Source organism: Gilliamella sp. wkB108 (genome assembly GCF_001690195.1).
GTDB lineage: Bacteria > Pseudomonadota > Gammaproteobacteria > Enterobacterales > Orbaceae > Gilliamella > Gilliamella apicola_L.
In genome coordinates this window covers 1-21,809 of sequence record NZ_LZGM01000032.1, presented here as the reverse complement: position 1 = coordinate 21,809, position 21,809 = coordinate 1, and the positions used below count along the sequence as shown (strand labels likewise).

Below are 21,809 nucleotides of genomic sequence, written 5' to 3'. Positions count from 1 at the left end.
CTCATTGCATTAAGTCTCAGTGAATATAAATAAAAATGATAGAGAGCTGTGTATTAGTGAGCTATCTCTTTTTGTTTAGCAATATAATCCTTATCAACATGAGTGATCACGTTAGTTTGATGGTTGATCAAATAAGCCTTACCAAAACCTAGTACTAGTCTACCTTGCGTTGGTGTGATTTTATATAAATTGAAATCAGCTATAGAGACTAATAAATCGACTGTTCTGCCTGTACGCTCTTTTAATGCGGCAATCACTTGATTAAACTCTTTCGATTCTCTATCTATCATCTCTACGGTAGCACGATAAGATAAACGCAAACGAGCATGCATATTGGTGGTATTTGCTTCATCCTCAATTATTAAAAAAGAGATATTAGGATTATTTTTCATATTATTACTATGTGGCGCTAAGTCAGAAGTTAATATGTAATAATGACCATCTTTAAATACGTAAGGAGAATAACTCGTCTCCAACGTACCATCTTCATTTATGGTGGATAATATCACCGACAATACGGTATCATGCAGTTTATCGATTGTCCTTTGAACGGTTTCATTTTTTGGCTCTGCCATTAATATCTCCTTATTATTTATTTACTTTTATTCATATAAAGTTATTTAAAATTAAATAACCTATTTAAATCACGTTTTACAATTGTTGTTAATGTAACTTTTATCTAACCAATCACGCATCTTAACTCACTAAATTATAAATTTATTTGATGGCAATTTTTAAAATAAGATGCCACATTGGAGTGAGAAATGATAATAAAACTCGTCGTTGTTAATCGAGTTTGTAAAAGTTGCAATAATTGATATTCTGACTCTTTATCAAGGGCGTTAGTTGTTTCATCCATAAACACCCAAGCTGGTTTATGCATTAATACACGTGCAATGATTAAACGCTGTTTTTCACCACCAGAAAGTTGCGTTAAATCATAATCAAGTAATTTCTGCTCAATAAATTCCTTGTTAAAACCCACCTCACCCAAAATTTGCTTAATTTCAGGCAAATCTTTTTCTACTAAAGGTAAGGGATAAGCAACCGCATGCGCTAACCCTCCTATCGGGAAATAAGCGGATTGAGATAAAAATAATTTACTGGTATTGGGTAATTGAACCTTACCTTCAAAATAGGGATAAATGCCAGCTAATATTTTTAATAATGTTGATTTACCAATTCCTGAAACACCTGATAAAACAACTGACTCACCGTGATTAAGCTCAATTTTATCTAATTTAAACAATACCTTACCTTGCGGATTTTTAATCACTAAGTGGTTAATAATTAATTGATCTTGTTGAGTTACAGGTATAGCACATCGACAATGTGCTTGAGTGAGAAACTCTGCTTGATGAATAAATTGATTCAAACGATGACTACATGCAATAAGTTCAGCAAGTTGATTATATTTAAAAATAAACCATGATAAATTAATAGCAACATTACTAAAAGCTTTACTAATTTGCATCAATGTTCCTAAACTAACCTTGCCAACTAAATAGATAGGTAAAGCCAAAAAAGTAGGAATATAAAAAACACTTAAATTATAAGGTCTGGTAAAACAACCTAACCAAAATTCCCGTTTAATCAAATAATGCCAATTTTTAATCACTTCTTGAAAATATTGTCGTAAAATCGCCTTTTCTACTTGTTCACCATTTAATAAAGCAATGGGTTCTTTAGATTCTCGAAAACGCGTTAAAGTAAAACGATAGTTAGCTTCTTTATGTTGTTGCTGTATCAATAATTTCTTTAATGGTTTACCTAACCAATGTGTGATAAAAGAACTAATTAATACATATAAAGGTGCTAGCCAAATCAGGTAATGAGGTATACTAATGTTAATATCAAATAAATTAAATGATAAAACGAAAGTATTGGTAATTTGCCAAAGTACGGAAAAATAAGAAAACAGACCTATAATTTTTATAATCAGTAAAAAACCGTCGTCTGTTAATTTTTCAAAAAACAATCGACAATCTTCTGCGATACGTTGATCAGGATTATCAATACTATTTTTATTATTATTCAAATACCAATGAACTTTATTGTTAAGCCAATGATCCAAAATGGTATCGTTAAGAACTTTACGCCAAGTAATGACAAGTACTTTACGAATATATTCTGCGGCTAAATACATTATTGCTCCTAAAAAAGTGAGTAAAATAAACACACCAATTTGGGTCAAAGCGCCATGTAAATCATATTTTTCAAGAGAATTATAAAAATCCTTATTCCAAGTTATCATTGCCAAATTGATCTGAATCAGACCAATATTTAAACCGATCACTAAAAATGCGTAAATAAACCCTTTTTTTCCTTGTTTTGAATTAAAACAAATTTTAATTAGTGAAAATATATTTTTTAACGTCTGCACAACCTATGCTCTCATTAATAATACCAATCTATTAGAAGTTAACTTGAACATCTAAACCAAATGTTCTACCCGGTGCAGTTTGTAATTCCAATGGGTTAGTTGCTCTTGTATTGCTTTGTGGATTTTTGTAATAAGTAGTAAACATAGGCCATTTAAAATAACGACGATCGAAGATATTTAATACCGATGCTCTGAACGTAATATTCTTATTCGCATGCCAATTAAAATATGCATCGTAAACAGCATAACCACCCGGTTTAAATACTTCACCAGAAGAAGTATCACTTTTTGAGGTTCTGGTTACTGCTTTTGAAAACGTACTAACTAATTCAGTTTCAATATTTAGATCAGGTTGATGCCATTTTATACCCACAGTACCTTGTAAAGGCATTGCATCATTAAAATAAGATTTTTTCTCGCCCGGTGATTCCTGTTTTTTACCATATTGATAAGATGCAGAACCATTCAAAGTCCAATTACTTAAAAAACGCCATTCAGCCGAAGATTCAAGCCCCCATATATTTACTTTTGATAAATTTTTATAGGTATAATCTTTCGGTCCAACTTGAATAAAGTTTTTAATATAATTGTTATAATCGGCTTTGAAGCCACCAAAAGTAAACCAACCGTCAGTAAACTCACCTCGAACACCTGTTTCATAAGATTTTACTTTTTCAGGTTTCAAATTTGGATTAGGGATCAAATTCATTGACGAAGAAGGTAAAGAAGTATAAAGCTGTTGTGCGGTTGGCATTTTAAAACCTTCAGCATACCGAGCATAAATAGAATACTGTTCAGTTAAACTAAATATCATCCCTAATTGTGGGATCAATCTTTTAGAAGTTAACTTACGCGGCTCTTTACCCGGTATAACGGCATAATGGCTGTCAATATCCGGTTTAATTTGGTAAGTGGCATAACGCAGTCCGGGTTTAATTTTCAAACGGTCAGAAGCTAAACTGATTTCATCTTGAAGATAGATATCAGCTCGTTGCGTTTTAGCATTAGCAAAATTAAATCCACCGCCAATAGTTTTTTTACCATTTTTAGAACTCATATTACGGTAATCAGCATGAGTAATATCTCCTTGAAAACCATATATTAATTCGTGAGCTGTTTGCAAAAAATCGAAGCTAGACGTTAATTGCAAATCAAGTTGCCAAAAATTTTCCTTATATTTATTCGTGGTATAGGTATAAGTATGCTTACCATTTTTATCGATTTGTTGTCGATGTGATTTCAAATAACGTTGTTGTGGCGAGAAGGAGATCATGGTTTTGATTTGATCGACAAAAGATAGTTGTGGTGTCCAAGCATCATCAATAGCGATGCGCGATCTAGTTTGAATTTGCGTACGCAAATAATCGCCATTAAAAGCACCGGATGACTGTAATCCATAATCATACATCTGCCTAACATAAGAATTAGAACGAAACTTCTCTAAAGTTAATTTCGTTTCACGATAATCATTATGATAGACTAACTTAGCTAGCATATTTTCAGCTTTAGCATCTAATGGGTTAAGTTTATTACAACGAATCGAGTCAACACCTCTTGGACATCCCCAAATACCGCCGTTGGCTTTGGCTTTACTTAACTTAGCTTCTTCATAATCACGACGACTTAAAGCAACTAACCCTTCTAAGTTTGGCATAAATTCGATGGCGAACATCCCTGTTTTCGACTTTTGCTTGTTTAAGCTATCATATCCCCCATCCATTTGTACTGCATAGGATTTACCTTTTAACAAATCGCTAGGATCTAGGGTTTTAAATGCAACCACACCGCCTAACGCATCCGCCCCCCATAATACTGAACCAGGTCCGCGTACAATTTCAACAGCTTTAATGGTTGATAGATCAATAAAATTACGATTTCCATCTTGTAGACTCTCGATAACTCTTGCACCATCAACTTGCATCTGAACACGATTGCCTGCAACACCACGAATTCTTATTCCACCTAAATTACCAAAAGGATCTGTACCTGATGTTTGCCTATCAACCGAGATCCCTGGTAAATATCGCACTAAATCTTGCATTGTTGACATATGATGATCATCGATCGTTTTTTTAGAAACTACGTCAACCGTTTCAGGCACAGCTAATTTATCTTTCTGTTGTCTACTGGCGGTAACGGTGATTGTTTCTAAGTCATTATCTTTTTTTTCAGCATCAGCAAATACAGGCGTAGTAACAGAAGCAATTAGCATTGAAAATAACAATTTATTTAACTTCACTTTTTCATCCTTCAAGATTCTTCAATATTGAATTATTTAATTAATTTTCTCAACAATTGATAATTGTTATTATTTTTATTTAATCTAACAAAATATATTTAGATGATCAACGATAATGATAATTATTAACGCATGATAATGGTTATCATTTAACTGTATTATAATTTAATTCAATAAATAACCAAATAAATCAGATAATTAAAAAAATTGATTAATGACAAAAAAATTTATGAGGCCGAAATAAAATAAATTTTATTCAATCACTATTTAGCGGTATTAAAATAAGTGCGATACAATAATATCAATAACTATCAATTAGTTATTAATATTATTAATGCGACTAATAGCAATGAGATTGATATGGGTATGCAAAAATTCGAATGGATAAATAACCAATAATTAACAAAATGAGATAACAACAGATGATAATCACTTAATCTAAAATAGGTAGATCAATCATCTGTTGCCATTTTAAAATTTATTTACTTCTTCAGTGTCAATAATACTAGCACTTCCATATGTGCAGTATGAGGAAACATATCAAAAAGTTGAACTTTAGTGAGTTGATAATTTGGTAATATCTTTAAATCCTCAACCAGTGAATTGAGATTGCAACTAGAATACAAAATATAGTTTGGTTTGACCTGTTCTAAATATTGCATTAAAAGAGTTCCTGCTCCTCTTCTTGGTGGATTAAGTAACACAAGATCAGGGATTTTTTGTTGAGCGATTGCATATTGAGTAGCATCTAAAGATTTAAATGATAATTGCTCAAAACCAAGTTTATGAGCAGATTTCGACGCGCACTCAATCGCATCAGGACTAATCTCTATGCCCGTTAATTCAATACTATGATTATGTAAATGATTCACACAATGCAAACCAAATCCACCAACGCCACAAAATAAATCCCAAATAGAATGAATAGGCAAATTTGTGACCCAGTCACTTGCTGTTTTATAAAGATTTTCAGCTACATAAGTATTAGTTTGGAAAAAACTTTGGGATTTTATATAAAGAGGGATCTGATTTAAAGTAATCGGTAAGAATGGGGTATTTGTTAAAACAATCTCTTCATCCCCTTCTAAAATGGCAGCATGGTTCGGTTGAATATTGATAGATACAACGTCTAAATTACCTATTTTATCCTGCAAAGATTTAAATGAATTTTTGATTTTTTCCACAAATTTATGTGACTTTAATACAAATCTAAGCATAAAACCATTTGTTTGTGAAGAGGCGCTTTCTGTAATAATCACAAACTTTAATTCACCCTTGCGCTTATTAATATTATAAGGTACTAAACCTTGTTTACGAATATAACTACGCACAATTTTAAGAATATTTCGCATAGGAGTTGAATAAAGCGGACAGTCACATAAATCCACAACCCATTCACCAGTTTGAATACCTAATACAGGTTTTTCAACTGTACCAAGTACCGCCATTTTAGCCTTATTACGAAAAGCTGACTGATGACTAGCAAAAGGATCTTTAACTTCCTGAGGGTTAAAATCAATTAATTGTTGTAATAATTTATGCTGTTTTTGTTCAAGTTGCTTTTGATAGGGATGCTCAATCCAGTGACAAGATAAACACTTTTGTTGCTCATAATAGCGACATTGCATTGTAATAAAACCTCTTTTTATAATAAATTATTATATACTTAAACTGCTTAAACAGGCAGTAGTTTTAAATCATATACTCAAACGTATAGCTAACCTGAAACATCTTTACAACCTAACCAAACGAATCAGTCTTATTCGTTAATATCTAGCTATGATTTGACGAAATAGCGGTATATGATAGGATATTGCGATTAACATTACAGGAACAATTTAATGTCTATTAAGTTAAAAACCCCAGCTGAAATTGAAAAAATGCGCATTGCAGGCAAATTAGCAGCCGAAGTATTAGAAATAGTTGAACCCTATGTAAAACCGGGAATAAGTACGGGTGAATTAGATAAAATTTGCCACGACCATATTATTAATGTTCAAAAAGCGATTCCTGCCAATATTGGTTATCATGGTTATCAACATACTAGTTGTATCTCGATTAATGATGTAGTTTGTCACGGTATCCCTAGTTTTGACAAAAAACTAAAAGATGGTGATATATTAAATATCGATGTAACAGTGATTAAAGATGGCTATCATGGCGATACATCCAGAATGTACATTGCAGGGAAACCAACTGTAGCTGGTGAAAAATTATGTCAAGTTACTCAAGAAAGTCTATACGAAGCGATTAAAATTATTAAACCAGGAATTCGTTTAAGAGAGATTGGCAAAGCTATTCAAAGATATGTAGATAAATTTGGCTTTTCTTCGGTACGTGAATATTGTGGTCATGGTATTGGTGAAGTTTATCATGATGAACCGCAGGTATTACATTATGATGCCGATGACGGTGGTGTAATTTTAAAATCAGGCATGACATTTACTATTGAACCTATGGTTAATACTGGTGATTGGCGTACTCGTACTATGAAAGATGGTTGGACGGTGAAAACTAAAGATCATGGTCTTTCTGCGCAATATGAACACACCGTTTTAGTCACTGACCATGGCGTCGAAGTATTAACACTAAGAAATAATGAAGATTTTCCTAGAATCATTGAACACTAAATAAAAAAAGATTCAACAATACGAGATTTTGTTGAATCTTTTTCAGTTTAAAGCGCTTTATTTTATCGATAATCCTATACTCAAAAACTATTGTTCTAATTTTTATTAAATAAACAATTCAACTTTTATCATGATCTCTGTTAATAATGCATATTAAAATCAGCTATCATTACTCATTTAGTGTTTGTATAGTCAAATAATGAGTATATATACAAATAGTTGCACTTATTAAGATCTGCTCAGCCTCTTAATATAATAGTGAATAAAGTTTACGACGATAGGTACTTGCTAATGGATTGCTCGTACCCAAAGCGGCAAGCAAATCAAGTAATGTTTTTTTCACTAGCCCATCACCGGCATTAAGATCTTTAGTTAAAGGTTGATAAAGTAATGCTAATGCTTCCTCGTGTCGCCCTACTTGCATTAATTGAGATGATAATTGGATCATTAGTTCAATATTATCAGGTTGTTTAGCGAATTCTGCTTGTAAAAGCTGTAATTCAGGTGAATTTGCTGCTTGTTCAAGTAACTCGATTTCAGCCTGTAAACCATGGTAAGTCGAATCTTGATCTTGTAAAGGGATTGTAGCTAAGACATCTTTAGCTTCACTAAGTTGCTTCAATTCAATCTGCGCTTTAACCAGCATTAAAGCAATATCTGATCTAGGTTTACCTAAGTGATCTGTCAACGTTTTCCATGAATGTCTCAACAAAGGTAAAGCTTGTTCATAGTTGGCATCATCAAATAGCTTTTGTGCTTCAATTAATTTTAGTTCATCTTCATTAGGTAAAACCTTAGTTAAAAACTCTTTAATAGTCTCTTCTGGTTGAGGGCCTTGAAAACCATCTACCGGTTGTCCATTTTGAAATAAATAGACCGTTGGGATTGCTCGTAAACCGAATTGAGCGGCGAGCATTTGCTGCTCGTCACAATTTACACTGGCTAAAATAAATTGGCCATGATGCTCATTAGCAAGCTTGCTTAAGATTTGGGTCATTGCTTCATGATTTGGACTTCTTGGAGACCAAAAATAGAACAATACGGGTTGTTTAAAAGATCCTTCGATGATCTCTTTAATATTTTGTTCATTAACATCGATAATAAATTGGTTTTGCATAGAGTTTCCTAAAAATTTCGATTAGTTATTTAATTCGTTATTTGTTGACTAAAATTTTATCCATTAATCTATCCGGAAGCAAACGTTTACCAAGATTGGCTATTTTGGTAATTTTTGTTACCCTGTAACGTATCTTAGGTGAAGAATTTTCTAATGCATCAAATAATGCTGGTAAAACCGCTTCTGGCGGTAAGGTAAATCTTTTGGCTATAGGTGGATTTTTAACGATATTTGCCTTTTCGGTTTGATTAACATTGTTAGAAAAATAAGTTGTTAACGGTCCGGGTTCAATTAAACAGACCTTGATATTAGTATGAGCCAATTCAAGTCTTAATACATCCGACCAAGCTTCTAAAGCATATTTACTTGCTGAATAAGCACCTCGCCCAGGTGTTGCCACAATCCCAACAATTGAACTGGTTTGAATAATACGCCCTTCATTTTGTTCAAGCATGGCTGGAAGTAATAATTGGGTTAATTGATGAACTCCAAAAAAATTCGTTGAAAACTGTGATTCTAATTGTTCTCGACTTATGGAGGATAATCGACCATATACACCAAATCCGGCATTATTAAATAACCCATACAATTTACCTTCAGTTAACGTTAATACCGTTTGTGCAGCACGATTGACTGAATCAGGATGATCAAGATCGAGCAAAACCGTTTCAAAACCTTGCTCGGTAAGTTTTTGTTGGTCTGATTCTTTGCGACAAGATACTATGACTCGATAACCACGTTTTTTTAAAGCAATGGCCGAAATAAGCCCTATTCCACTTGAACAGCCTGTAATAAAAATCGTTCGCAAATTTAAGCTCCGTTATATTCATATATTGTCAAGTTTATTCACAGCAATTATGATATCACATCTAAATTGAAGATACTTAAACAAGCCAAGAGGAACATATGAAAATCGCCATTATTGCGGCAATGGAAGAAGAAGTTGCTATATTAAAAAGTAAAATTACCAATTATCATGTTGAACGTTATTTAGGTTGTGATTTTCATGTAGGGCAAATTGCCGGTTGTGAAATTGTATTACTACAATCAGGCATTGGCAAAGTGGCTGCCGCATCAGGAACGACACTACTGCTAAATAATTACCAGGTAGATGCAGTTATCAATACTGGTTCAGCAGGCGGACTCTCCACGTCACTCAATATTGGCGATATTATCGTTTCAAAGGATGTTTTTTATCATGATGTTGATTTGACAGCATTTGGTTATCAACCGGGACAAATGTCAGGTTGCCCGGCTACTTTTCCTGCTGACCAGCATTATCAAACATTAGCTAAAGCGTGCATTGAAAAGCACGGTGTCAATGCTGTCGAAGGCTCTATCGGTAGTGGTGATGCGTTTATTAATGGCAAAGCTAAGCTGGAAAATATCAAACAAACCTATCCTAATGCCATTGCCGTGGAAATGGAAGCGGCTGCAATTGGTCATGTTTGCTGGTTATTTAAAGTGCCATTTGTGGTTGTACGAGCTATTTCTGATAATGGTGATAATGAATCAGCCATTGATTTTCAATCTTTTTTAAAATTAGCCGCAACCCAATCATCACTCATTGTCGAATCGATGCTAAGTGATCTTGCCAAACAAGAATTTAGTTAACAAAACAAACTAAAAGCACATAAGGCAGTGATAATAAATAAGGATTTAGCGGTAGTAAATCATGCAACGACATTAAACCTTAACCCCATATCACAGCCTTATTGATGAGTGATTATCAGGATCTCTCATCACTCATCTTTAAATTTCACTATACAAATCTAATCATCACTCTGTTTTAATAACTACCCTAATTAAATAGCTATTAAGATTAACACGCAGTTTATATAACAGCATTATTTGCAATGGCCAACATTTAATGGCGATAATTGCGTTAAATACTTTTCAAATAACGGTTTTCGCCAACTGGTTAAAATTTCAGGTAGTTGACTCTCCTGCTTTTCTTGCCATTTAACATAGTGATTTATTAATCTGCGAGAAAGTAGCAGATCTGGATTAAGCCCTGTTTGCTCGGCAATCTTATTTGCCGCTTGCTTTAATGTCTCTGCAATTTTTTTATAATCCGGATAGCAATTTACTCGGCGAATGGGAGGAACATCAGGTACTGGTTCTGCTAAGATAGCAAGTATCTTCTGCCCATATAACCGGATCTCTTTACCCTTCATGCCTAACTTTTCCAGCTCGGCTAACGAAGTGGGTGAATAACGAGCGATCTTCCATAAAACCTCCTCATGTATAACAAAATTCAGTGCAATATCTTGAGATTTAGCTAGGTTATATCGCCATTTCGCTAATTTTTGTAAGTTACCTAAACTTTTACCTTTTAACTGCCAACTATTTTTAATATTTAAATAGGCATCTTCTGGATCCATTACTTCACATTTACGACTAACAATTAATTGACACTCTGAATAAGCTGCTTCTAACCAATTAGATATAGTCAATTGTGATTTTAACTTCTCGATTAATGGAAAAAGATATAACACATCATTAATCGCATATTGTCTCTGTCTATCGGTTAATGGTCGTTTTAACCAGTCAGTACGTGTTTCACTTTTATCTAGGTCAACATTTAAGTATTTTTTAACTAAGGATGCATAACCACAACTTATTGAATTATCTAAAAAGGAAGCAAGAATTTGACTATCAACAACTGGGTTGGGAACATAATTAAAGAAATATTGGAAAACCTCTATATCTTCACTACAAGAATGGAAATATTTTTCAATGGTCGGATTTTCTAATATAGCAATAAAATTTCGCCAATCAGTTATCGCTAATGGATCGATTAACGCAGCAAAATGACCATCAAAAATTTGTAATAATCCTAAATGAGGATAAAACGTCCGCGTTCGGACAAACTCAGTATCTAGCGCAATAGCCTTACTATTTCCAATTTTTAGACAATAATCGGCTAACTGTTCATTATTAGTTATATATTGATAAGACAAAGTCAATTTCCTATTTTAAAAATCTTATTATTGATCTTCTTTTTTATCAAAAGTGACATCAATTACCACAATTTCAGAACGCGTCATTAAACGAATCGGTGGTCCCCACAAACCATAACCGCTACTGACAATACTGGTAAAATGTTTTTCAATATTTTGATACATTCCTCGTGCATTTTTATACATAGCACTGACAAGCAGATTGATCGGAAAGACTTGCCCTGCATGTGTATGACCGGAAATCATCAAATCAACGCCTAAGTTAGCGGGTTCATCGAGATCTTGGGGCTGATGATCCAGCAAAATAATCGGCATACTGGTATCGGTAAACATAACTAAATCTGAAAGTAATGCTCGGGTAACATCATAATGAGAGGAAGAAAGGTCATCACGACCAATTAATGTAATGCCTAAATTATCCATAGTCACAACATCATCTTTTAATACCTTCATATTGGCTTGTTTAAAGGCTTTAATGATATCTTCTTCGCGATTATTCGCTTCTCTAGTCCCATAATATTCATGATTTCCAAAAATAATATAGGTACCATATTTAGACCTAAGTTGCTGAAATTGCTTATCAAAACCTTGTTCTGTAAATGGTTTTAATCGTTTATCAAGCGTATCACCTGTGATCACAATAAAATCAGCATTAAATTTATTCACATCATTAACCATTTGTTGAATAAATTTATGAGTTGTTAATTCATTAACATGAATATCAGTTAATTGAACAAAACGTAAATGATCTACATTTGCCGGTTTATTGATCTTAACTTGATAATAAACAATTCTTGGGCTTATTGCCATTTCATGACCAAAAATAAACAGCGATACCACACAAACAATATAAAAGATCTTAAGCCATAAATTTGCTTTAAATCGACCTCTACTTATCCATCGTATAGCATCAAAAACCAATGTAACATAAACAGTACATATGATTAAACCAAAGATCACAACACCAAGCAACGGTATCCAATAATTTGAAAAACGACTTAACCCACTACTAAGAATCAGTGATAATCCTGCGATTATGACTATGATCCAGTATGCAATTTGATAACCACCAGTCACATTAAAATTAAACCAGTATTGCCAACGTTTTCCTAAGTAGACTGCCAATAAAATACTTACAGCAATAGCGATAAGAACAACAAAACTCATAATAATCCGATCAATTGAGTCCAAAAAATGGTATCATAACAGAATTATTCTCTCTTAGTACCAATAACTTTTATGGATTTGAAAAAAGACCAATTGTTTTCGGCACCTATTGATAAATTAGGTGATTGGACTTTTGATGAAAAAGTCGCTGAAGTTTTCCCTGATATGGTTCAGCGTTCAGTTCCCGGCTATTCTAATATTATTTCGATGATTGGCATGTTAGCAGAAAGGTTTGTACAACCTAATTCCATGATTTATGATTTAGGTTGTTCTTTAGGTGCAGCGACGCTATCAATACGCCGTCATGTTAAACAAGACAACTGTCAGATTATTGCTGTCGATAATTCCCAACCCATGATTGAACGTTGTCAACGTCATATTGACGCATATAAAGCAGTGACGCCTGTTAAAGTGATTTGTGAAGATATCTGTAATATAAAAATGCACAATGCATCTATGATAGTACTTAATTTCACCTTACAATTTTTAACCCCAGAAAATCGGCAATATGTGTTAAATAATATTTATCAGGCATTAAATCCTAACGGTATATTGGTATTGTCAGAAAAATTCAGTTTTACTGATACAACCATAAATGAATTACTATTTAATATGCATCATGATTTCAAACGAGCCAATGGTTATAGTGAATTAGAAATTAGTCAAAAGCGCAACATGCTAGAAAACGTCATGTTAACTGACACTATCGAAACGCATAAACAACGCCTATCCGATGCTGGCTTTAAACACATTGATACTTGGTTTCAATGTTTTAATTTCGGCTCTATTATTGCAATAAAATAGTAAATTAAATAATAAGGATTAACACAATGATCGATTTTAGTGATTTTTACCAGATTATCGCAAAAAATAGACTGAGTAGTTGGCTTGAAGTATTGCCTGCACAATTAGCAAATTGGCAAAAACAAAATATAGATAACCGCTTTAATCAATGGCTAAATAGCATAAAACATTTACCCTCTATTACGCCTTATCAGATCGACTTATTACACAGTGTAACAGCTAAAACAGAAACACCACTCTCTACTGGTGAACAACAAAGAATTACTCAATTATTAAAAAATATGATGCCATGGCGCAAAGGACCTTATCATTTTTATGGTGTAGATATTGATACTGAATGGCGTTCGGATTGGAAATGGGAACGCTTAATTAACCATATCGATAACTTAGAAGGTAAAATCGTTTTAGATGTTGGCTGTAATAGTGGTTATCATCTCTGGAGAATGGTAGGTGCTGGAGCAAAAATCGCCGTCGGTATTGATCCTATGGCACTTTATTTATGTCAATTTGAAGCGATTCGCAAATTACTCGGGCATGATAAAAGAGCCTATTTTTTACCACTTGGGATTGAAGAACTTCCTAAACTAAACGCTTTTGATACTGTATTTTCAATGGGGGTATTGTATCATCGTCGCTCCCCGCTTGATCATCTATTTCAATTAAAAGATCAGCTCGTTAATGGTGGGCAATTGATCCTTGAAACATTGGTTATTGACGGTGAAGAACATCAAGCCTTAATGCCGGGCGAACGTTATGCCCAAATGCGCAATGTCTATTTTATTCCGTCGGTTCCAACTATGATTAACTGGTTGCATAAGTGTGGTTTTTCCGAAGTAAAAATGGTCGATATTTCACAAACTAGCTTAGATGAACAACGTAAAACCGAATGGATGACATCTGAATCACTCGCTGATTTTTTAGATCCGAATGATATAACTAAAACAATTGAAGGTTATCCCGCTCCTATGCGAGCTGTTTTTACGGCAAAAAAATAACTGAACAAAATAGCTAATTTAAGATTAGCAATAACTACTCAACCTTTAACAGATAAATTCTATTACAGATTAATAAAATCATGGTTTACGTTAACTTCACTTCATAAAAAATGATGAAGTGAAGTTAAGCCATCTATTTGCACAGTGAAATTAAAATATTTTGATCTAAAATTTATCAATTATATTCATCATTTAAATAGTTACTGACATGAAGCTATCTGTAACTATGTGCGGTACTCTTTTACTTAATCATAACCATATATTTATTACCATCTCTTGAAACTTTTTCATTTTGATCTACCAAATTTAAGATTAAGTTATATAATTTTAATTCACTCAGTAAATTCGGTAACAAACTATGTTAGCTAAATATCAGTGGTTAGAGGATGAGGCAAAAAAACTAAAAGGTGCGAAAATTGTCTATAAATCGGAATGGCAAGCTTGGCAATTTTTGGTGGCCGATAAAATGTTTGCTTATGCCAGCAAAAATAACCATAGCCAAGATATCATAACCCTCAAAGGCGATCCAGCCACTAATCGTTTAATGATTGAAATGTATGATTGTATTACTGAAGGTTATTATGCTAATAAAGTACACTGGATTTCGATTATCCTAGATTCACCAACTCCTTTAGATCAAACTATGGTTATTGATCTTTTAAAAAAATCTTACCAATTAGTACTGGCAAAACTACCTAAAAAATTGCAACAGCAATTTATACATTAATCTAACTAAATTACCAGTATAATAACAATGATTCTTCATTATTCCGGTGATTTCTTATCAAATTTTGTTCATTTATTTTCCGTTTTAAATATTGTTCTTATCAGCTTTCATGCATTTTACTTATGGTATTGCAAAACAAAAAACTTACTAAATTCAATACGTTTAATATGGTATTTTCACTAGACGTGTTATATCATCTTACAATAGCTGAGTATCTTTTTAATTAGAATTTATTAAGCTAAAGAACGCTCGCCAATTGGCTAAGACTTATATGATTTTTTGTTTAGCTAGCTATATAAGTTATCAATCCTTTAATGTGAAAATGATAAAAATAGCCCATGTTATAGCACAAAAAAGACGTATAATTGATTAACAGATTTAATCGAATAGGATATTCGAATAAAATATAAAAGATCAGTTGGTATCAATTTACTACAATTGATTGTTTACGACCAATAATAAAATAGTAACCAAAACAAGCGTAAAGATGTTTCAGGTTAAGCATACGTTTAAGTATAAGTATAAATATAACTATAATTGATATTAAATCAAATGGCGAAATTAGGGATCAGGGAATAGGAAAATAAGGAATTAATAATGGGATTACTCAAATTTATCTTGCAATTACCTTTTTATATTTTGCAAAAGGCAGTGGAAATAATAACCTATTTCCTTATTTTTTTAATTGCATTAGTAAAAGGAATTCTTTGGTTATTTGCTCCAATTGTTGGTGATATAAAATGGTCAACACCACAATGGTTACCACAGATTAAAGCAATTTATTACTCGATTGGCTCGGTACTAAACAAAGCCAAAACATTCATCGGTTCGGCTATTATCTTTGGTTTTATTGCATATTCCAGCGCAAATTATGCTTATCATTGGTATCTAAATCGTCCCAAACCTATTGAACCCGCACCTGTGATCAACAAAACTTATTTTGGAAAAATGACTTATCCTCGTAGCAGTGAAAATAAACTATTCATTAATTTTTCAGGTGAAATTGGATCACCCGCGCCTCTTGAATTAATAAATAAAGAGATCACCGAAGGGATTACTATTACTCCTGCCATTGAAGGTAAATGGGTATGGTCTAGTGATAAAACAATTGCGTTTACACCAAAGGATAAAAAATGGCCTCTTGGGGTAGAATATGAAGTAACTTTGGATAGTTCTAAATTATTTGCCGAAAATAATTTTTTAACTGTGGCATCCTCTCATTATTCATTCACTTCACCAGACTTCGAATACCATTACGTAGGTGATGGTGAACTCTATTCTGATCCAACCGAAGTCAATATAAGAAATGTTATTAATACAATCTCGTTCTCTCATCCTGTCGATAAAAAAAGTTTCGAAAAAAATATAAATTTGGCACTTTATGAAAGCGCTACTAATAAAGACGATGACGATAAATTTATCAGTAATATCGACTTCACTATTACCTATATTGATAACGACACTACAGCTTATATAAAAAGTAGCCCTATTCCATTACTTGAAAACCCGGGTTATTTAAAGACAACGATTGAGGAAGGCGTTCTATCGACAGTTGGAGGTCATCCGTCAAGTAGTACTATAACTAATAAGGTAAGTGTACCTGATAAATATAATTTAAGTGTAACTAATGCTAAGCTAACACTTGTTGATCAAAGTAATGATAAGATACAACAAGTTCTAATTTTATCATTATCTCATTCGGTTAAAGCAGAAGATGTGGCTAAAGCGATTAAAGTATGGCAATTACCTAAAAACATACCAAAGGATAAATTGGAAAAGTTCTCTTATTATGATGAATTATCTCGTAGTTATAAAACCGGTTACGATATTTCCTCAGAAATATTAGCCACCGCTAAATCAATTCCACTGAAACCAATTGATACTGAACTTCCTTACCAAACTCAGATCAGTTTTGAATTTAAAGCCGAGCAAAATTCTGAACTCTATATTGAAGTAAATGAACCACTACAATCACAAAATGGTTATTTCTTAAAATATAATTACCAAAATGTGATGAAAGTACCTAGCTATCCAACCTATTTAGACTTCGCTGCAAAAGGTTCACTACTTTCATTATCAGGTGAGAAAAAACTACCTATCGTTTCACGTAACATCACTGATATGAAACTTGAAATTGATCGTGTGATCCCTTCACAACTTCAACATTTAGTATCATTTAACCAAAGTTACGAGTATGCAGATATGGATTTCGGTGACTTCGATAACGATCATTTTGTTGAAAAATATACTTATACCAAACAATTTAAAGAGCCACTTGAAGAAGTCAAATATAACGATGTTGATCTTACCCGTTATTTAACTGCCAACACCAATGGTAACAAAAATCGTGGAGTCTTTTTATTAAGACTATATGGTCAAAAAGCCAATAGTAGCAAATATGACTTTATGAGTTCACGCTTCATTGTCGTAACAGATTTAGGTATCATCACTAAAAAATCACTCGATCAATCCACTGATCTATTTATTCAATCAATTACCACAGGGCAACCAATCAGTAATGCAAAAGTGTCGGTGTTAGGCATGAATGGTATTGCCATTATTTCTAAGAATACAGATGCAACCGGGCATGTACATTTTGATCCACTATCTGAATATTACCAAGGTATAAAACCACTTCTTTATGTTGTTGAAAAAGATAAAGATATGTCATTTTTACCGATTTACAGTTATGATCGACATTTAAACCTATCACGTTTCGATATTGGAGGGATCCGAGAAACAATTGAAGGTGGAGAATTACGCTCACATATCTTCTCCGATCGTGGAATATACCGACCTGGAGACACATTCCATATCGGAACTATTGTCAGAGCGCAAAACTGGGCGCGTTCGTTAGCCGGTATTACCTTAGAGCTTGAAATATACGATCCTAAATCAAATTTAGTTCTCAAAAAACCAATTACTCTTGATAAATCTGGTTTTAATGAAATAAGCTATAAAACCAATTACACTTCTCCAACCGGTGAGTGGTATATCAACCTCTATATAAAACATGATAATAAAGAAGATGAAGACTCTCGAACCTTATTAGGAACCAGCTCTGTAGTTATTCGTGAGTTTGAACCTGATAAGACTACTGTCGCATTAAAAATACTTCCAGAAATAAAAGATGGTTGGTTAAAACCTGAACAGGTTAGAGCTGAAATTCAAGCTAAAAATTTAATTGGTACAGTCGCGGCGGATCGTAACGTTACCAATACACTGATACTTGAACCTTCAGCACCTTATTTCCCAAAATATGAAGATTACAATTTTTATCAAAAAATTACAGGTTCACGTAACCGTTTCAAAGTAGAATTAGATGAAGCAACCACTGATGAAAACGGCAAGCTAAATCTAAATCTCTACGAAAACATGGAAAGTTTCGAAGGTAACTATACACTGAAAATGTTAACCGAAGTCTTTGAACCTGATAGTGGACGAAGTGTTGCTGCAACCGCAACTACATTTGTATCGCCTGATGATTATCTCATTGGTGCAAAAGCAGACGGCTATTTAGATTATATTAACCGTGACTCTGTTCGTCATTTAGATTTCATTGCTATTAATCCATCACTGGAAAAAATTGCCTTAAATGATTTAAAACTAGTCATATTGGAAGAAAAATACCTATCAGTATTAGTTAAACAACCATCAGATGTATATAAATATGAATCTCGTCGCAAAGAATTATTAGTATCCGAGCAACCATTTGCCATCAATCAAGATATTACTTCTTATCAATTAGATAGCAAAACTCCGGGGAACTATATTCTTCAAATCAAAAACAAAAATGATGAGCTTCTTTATAAACGATCATACTCTATTGTAGGTACAGCCAACGTCACACGAGATCTTGATCGTAACGCTGAATTAGAACTCAAGATCAAGGAACGTCAATACAATCCTGGTGATGAAATTGAATTGTCTATCAATGCACCTTATGTAGGAAGTGGTCTGATTACTATTGAAAGAGATAAAGTCTACTCATGGCAATGGTTCCATACCACAACCACCAGTTCAATACAAAAAATAAAGCTACCTGAAAATATCAGTGGCAATGGTTATATCAATGTACAATTTATCCGCGATCCAAATTCAGATGAAATTTTCATGAGTCCATTAAGTTATGGTGTGATTCCATTTAAAATTTCTAATGAACAATTTAATGACAAAATTGTACTACAAGCACAATCCTTAATTAAACCTGGGGATACGTTACCAATTACCCTGCACACCAACACACCACAAAAAGCCGTTATTTTTGCGGTCGATGAAGGCATTTTACAAGTTTCAAACTATAAACTTAGAGATCCTTTAACAAGCTTTTTACGCAAAAAAGCACTATCAGTAAATACATCACAAATTCTGGATCTCATCTTGCCTGAATATCGACATATTCTTACACTTTCTGCGCCAGGTGGTGACGGTGACGCGGATGATTCACTATCAAGTCACTTAAACCCGTTCAAACGTAAAGTTGATGAACCTGTTGCATATTGGTCAGGCATTATTGATATCGACGGTGATAAAACCGTTGAATATAAAGTGCCGGATTATTTCAATGGGAAAATTCGCATCATGGCAGTTTCCGTCGGTGATAAAACTATGGGACACACTCAGATGACAACCACAGTCCATAATGACATTGTGTTACATCCGAATGCTCCTTATTTTGCTGCACCAAATGATGAATTTGAAATTCCGGTTAGTGTAACTAATCTGATTGAAAACATTGGTGAAAATCCTGTGCCAATCGATATTACCGTTTCAACAACGCCTCAGCTTACCATTATTGGCGAGAACCAAAAGAGTATTGAATTATCTAAGGGTAAAGATGGTGTAGTAAAATTTAATTTTAAAGCTAACGATAACCTTGGAAGTGCTACAATTAACTTTACTGCTCATTATAAAGATATAAATATAACTCGTAATATAGGTATCTCGGTGCGACCAGCAACCGAATATCGCATACAAACGCAAATGGGTCGAATGGATGGGCATAAACAAACATTGAGCGATCTAAGAGATATGTACTCCTCTCTCAGTAAACGAGAAGTAGGTGCATCTTACTCACCATTCATACTAAGCAAAGGATTAGCAACTTATTTAGAAAATTATCCGCATTATTGCTCAGAACAAATAGTTAGTCGTGCGATACCTATTTTAGTTGCCAATAAATACAGTGAGTTTAATTTGGCTTCGAAACAAGGCATAACACCATTATCAGATCTTTATCAAGTATTGCAATCACGTCAAAATAGTGAAGGAGCAATTGGTTTGTGGTATTCAACCTATAGTGTTAATCCTTTCATTACTTTGTATGTAACTAACTTCTTACTTGAAGCTAAAGATGCTGGGCAACCTATTCCGCAAAAATTGCTAACCAATGCCAATAAATATCTAAAAACTATTGCAGAATCACAACGTGATGATCTCTATGGTTTTCGTGTACGAGCCTATGCAATCTATTTATTGACACGTCAAAATGAGGTAACAACGAATTATTTGGCGACCTTATTAAATACCCTTAATAAAAGTCGTTATAATGATTGGAAAACAGATATCACAGCTATGTATATCGCTTCATCATATCAAATGCTCAAAATGAATAAAGAAGCGAATAAAATATTAAAACCAATCTGGCAACAACTCGAAAAAGCTTATGACAAAGCGTGGTGGACTAATTACTACTACGATCCATTAGTAGTTGATGCAGGTAAAATTTACTTAATCAGTAAACACTTCCCTGAAAAAGTGAAAGAAATCCCTGCTCAAGCGCTAGAAAATATGGTTATTATGTTGAATAAACAAAGATACACTACGCAATCAGCGGCAATGACCATTTTAGCTTTAGACAGTTACTCTACTAGCATTAAGAAATCAGATCTCAACGAAGATTCATTGCAAATTAAAGCAGTGGAAAAAGATGGAGAAAAAGAAAAAATTATTGCTAAATTGAAAGGTATTTTGGCTAAAGGCCAATTTGCCACACAATACTCAAGTTTAAATTTCGTCAATACAACTGATTTACCAGCTTGGTACATGTTATCTGAACAAGGTTTTGATACTAAAATACCAGAAAAACCAATTAAACGTGGTCTTGAAGTTTATCGTGAATTTACCGATGAAGACGGCAAACCTGTCGATCATGTTAAATTAGGTGATAAAATCAATGTGACTGTACAAATTCGCACAATCTCTGAAGAAGGTGCCGATAATATTGCCATTGTTGATCTATTACCGGGTGGTTTTGAAGCTGTACAACAACCAGTTAATCCTCAACAAGATCCTAATGATGAATATATTCAAGGTGATGAAGATTATGAAGAAGAAGAGTATGATGCGGACGATTATGGTTACCAATATTGGAACTCACCTATAGCTATTCGAACGGGGGCTAACACTTGGTATCCAGAATATACTGACGTACGTGAAGATCGGGTCATCATTTATGGTTCTACCCAAAATAATGAAATTCAGAAATTTACATATCAAATTAAAGCGACCAATGTTGGAACTTTCATTATTCCGCCTGCATACGGTGAAGCTATGTATGACAGAGAAATTCATGCGGTTTCAACTGGCGGTCAAAAAATCGTAGTAGAAGCAAAACAATGATAGATATCATCATTTACCATTAACAACAAAAAACGGGCTTTAAGCCCGTTTTTCTTTTATTTGTTTAGTTGATTCTTACAAATAATTTCAAAAAAACAATGCTTTATCTGTGATTGTGTATTCTTACTTATTTATATTTAAATTTGATAATTTTTCATATATT

The 21,809-nt window shown here is 33.4% G+C and carries 14 protein-coding genes; 6 read left to right on the top strand and 8 right to left on the bottom strand.

All coding sequences use genetic code 11. From position 1 onward, the window contains the following. Positions 1-53: 53 nt before the first annotated feature. From A9G11_RS04180 to rlmC, 4 genes are all read right to left on the bottom strand, one after another. Complete coding sequence (locus tag A9G11_RS04180; RefSeq protein ID WP_081298412.1) at positions 54-575, bottom strand: HugZ family pyridoxamine 5'-phosphate oxidase; 522 nt, start codon at positions 573-575, stop codon at positions 54-56. Positions 576-709: 134 nt separating this feature from the next. Beyond that, a complete protein-coding gene (locus A9G11_RS04175) occupies positions 710-2,383 on the bottom strand; it encodes an ABC transporter ATP-binding protein/permease (protein ID WP_065618273.1) in 1,674 nt (557 codons plus the stop codon). Positions 2,384-2,414: 31 nt separating this feature from the next. Further along, positions 2,415-4,622, bottom strand: a complete 2,208-nt coding sequence (locus A9G11_RS04170) for a TonB-dependent hemoglobin/transferrin/lactoferrin family receptor (RefSeq protein WP_065618272.1) — start codon at positions 4,620-4,622, stop codon at positions 2,415-2,417. A gap of 482 nt (positions 4,623-5,104) precedes the next feature. Further along, positions 5,105-6,250, bottom strand: coding sequence for a 23S rRNA (uracil(747)-C(5))-methyltransferase RlmC (gene rlmC / locus A9G11_RS04165; RefSeq protein ID WP_065618271.1), 1,146 nt, complete (start codon positions 6,248-6,250; stop codon positions 5,105-5,107). A 213-nt stretch (positions 6,251-6,463) separates the two neighbouring features. Between rlmC and map the strand changes: the two genes are divergently transcribed. After that, on the top strand, positions 6,464-7,252 hold the full coding sequence (map, locus tag A9G11_RS04160; protein WP_065618270.1) for a type I methionyl aminopeptidase: 789 nt from the start codon (positions 6,464-6,466) through the stop codon (positions 7,250-7,252). A gap of 247 nt (positions 7,253-7,499) precedes the next feature. On the opposite strand, the gene A9G11_RS04155 is transcribed toward map, so the two are convergent. Both A9G11_RS04155 and A9G11_RS04150 read right to left on the bottom strand, forming a co-directional pair. Further along, on the bottom strand, positions 7,500-8,369 hold the full coding sequence (locus A9G11_RS04155) for a co-chaperone YbbN (protein WP_065618269.1): 870 nt from the start codon (positions 8,367-8,369) through the stop codon (positions 7,500-7,502). A gap of 37 nt (positions 8,370-8,406) precedes the next feature. Continuing rightward, positions 8,407-9,177 carry an SDR family oxidoreductase gene (locus tag A9G11_RS04150; RefSeq protein WP_065618268.1) on the bottom strand — a complete coding sequence of 257 codons (771 nt, stop codon included), beginning with the start codon at positions 9,175-9,177 and terminating at the stop codon, positions 8,407-8,409. Positions 9,178-9,275: 98 nt separating this feature from the next. On the opposite strand from A9G11_RS04150, the gene mtnN reads away from it, so the two are divergent. Next, positions 9,276-9,983 carry a 5'-methylthioadenosine/S-adenosylhomocysteine nucleosidase gene (gene mtnN / locus A9G11_RS04145; protein ID WP_065618267.1) on the top strand — a complete coding sequence of 236 codons (708 nt, stop codon included), beginning with the start codon at positions 9,276-9,278 and terminating at the stop codon, positions 9,981-9,983. Between the two features lie 233 nt (positions 9,984-10,216). Here the strand turns inward: mtnN and rnd are convergent, their stop codons facing one another. After that, on the bottom strand, positions 10,217-11,332 hold the full coding sequence (gene rnd, locus A9G11_RS04140; protein ID WP_065618266.1) for a ribonuclease D: 1,116 nt from the start codon (positions 11,330-11,332) through the stop codon (positions 10,217-10,219). A gap of 27 nt (positions 11,333-11,359) precedes the next feature. Continuing rightward, complete coding sequence (locus A9G11_RS04135) at positions 11,360-12,499, bottom strand: metallophosphoesterase (RefSeq protein WP_065618265.1); 1,140 nt, start codon at positions 12,497-12,499, stop codon at positions 11,360-11,362. Between the two features lie 78 nt (positions 12,500-12,577). On the opposite strand from A9G11_RS04135, the gene cmoA reads away from it, so the two are divergent. The 4 genes from cmoA to A9G11_RS04115 all read left to right on the top strand — a co-directional run bounded on the left by cmoA (position 12,578) and on the right by A9G11_RS04115 (position 21,646). After that, positions 12,578-13,303, top strand: a complete 726-nt coding sequence (gene cmoA, locus A9G11_RS04130; protein WP_218056037.1) for a carboxy-S-adenosyl-L-methionine synthase CmoA — start codon at positions 12,578-12,580, stop codon at positions 13,301-13,303. Between the two features lie 26 nt (positions 13,304-13,329). Then, positions 13,330-14,298: a tRNA 5-methoxyuridine(34)/uridine 5-oxyacetic acid(34) synthase CmoB gene (cmoB, locus tag A9G11_RS04125; protein WP_065618263.1), complete on the top strand. Its 969-nt coding sequence runs from the start codon at positions 13,330-13,332 to the stop codon at positions 14,296-14,298. Positions 14,299-14,656: 358 nt separating this feature from the next. Next, entirely contained in the window at positions 14,657-15,025 is a 369-nt protein-coding gene (locus tag A9G11_RS04120) for an MmcQ/YjbR family DNA-binding protein (protein WP_065618262.1), read from the top strand. 597 nt (positions 15,026-15,622) lie between these two features. Beyond that, complete coding sequence (locus A9G11_RS04115) at positions 15,623-21,646, top strand: alpha-2-macroglobulin family protein (protein WP_065618261.1); 6,024 nt, start codon at positions 15,623-15,625, stop codon at positions 21,644-21,646. Positions 21,647-21,809: the final 163 nt, after the last annotated feature.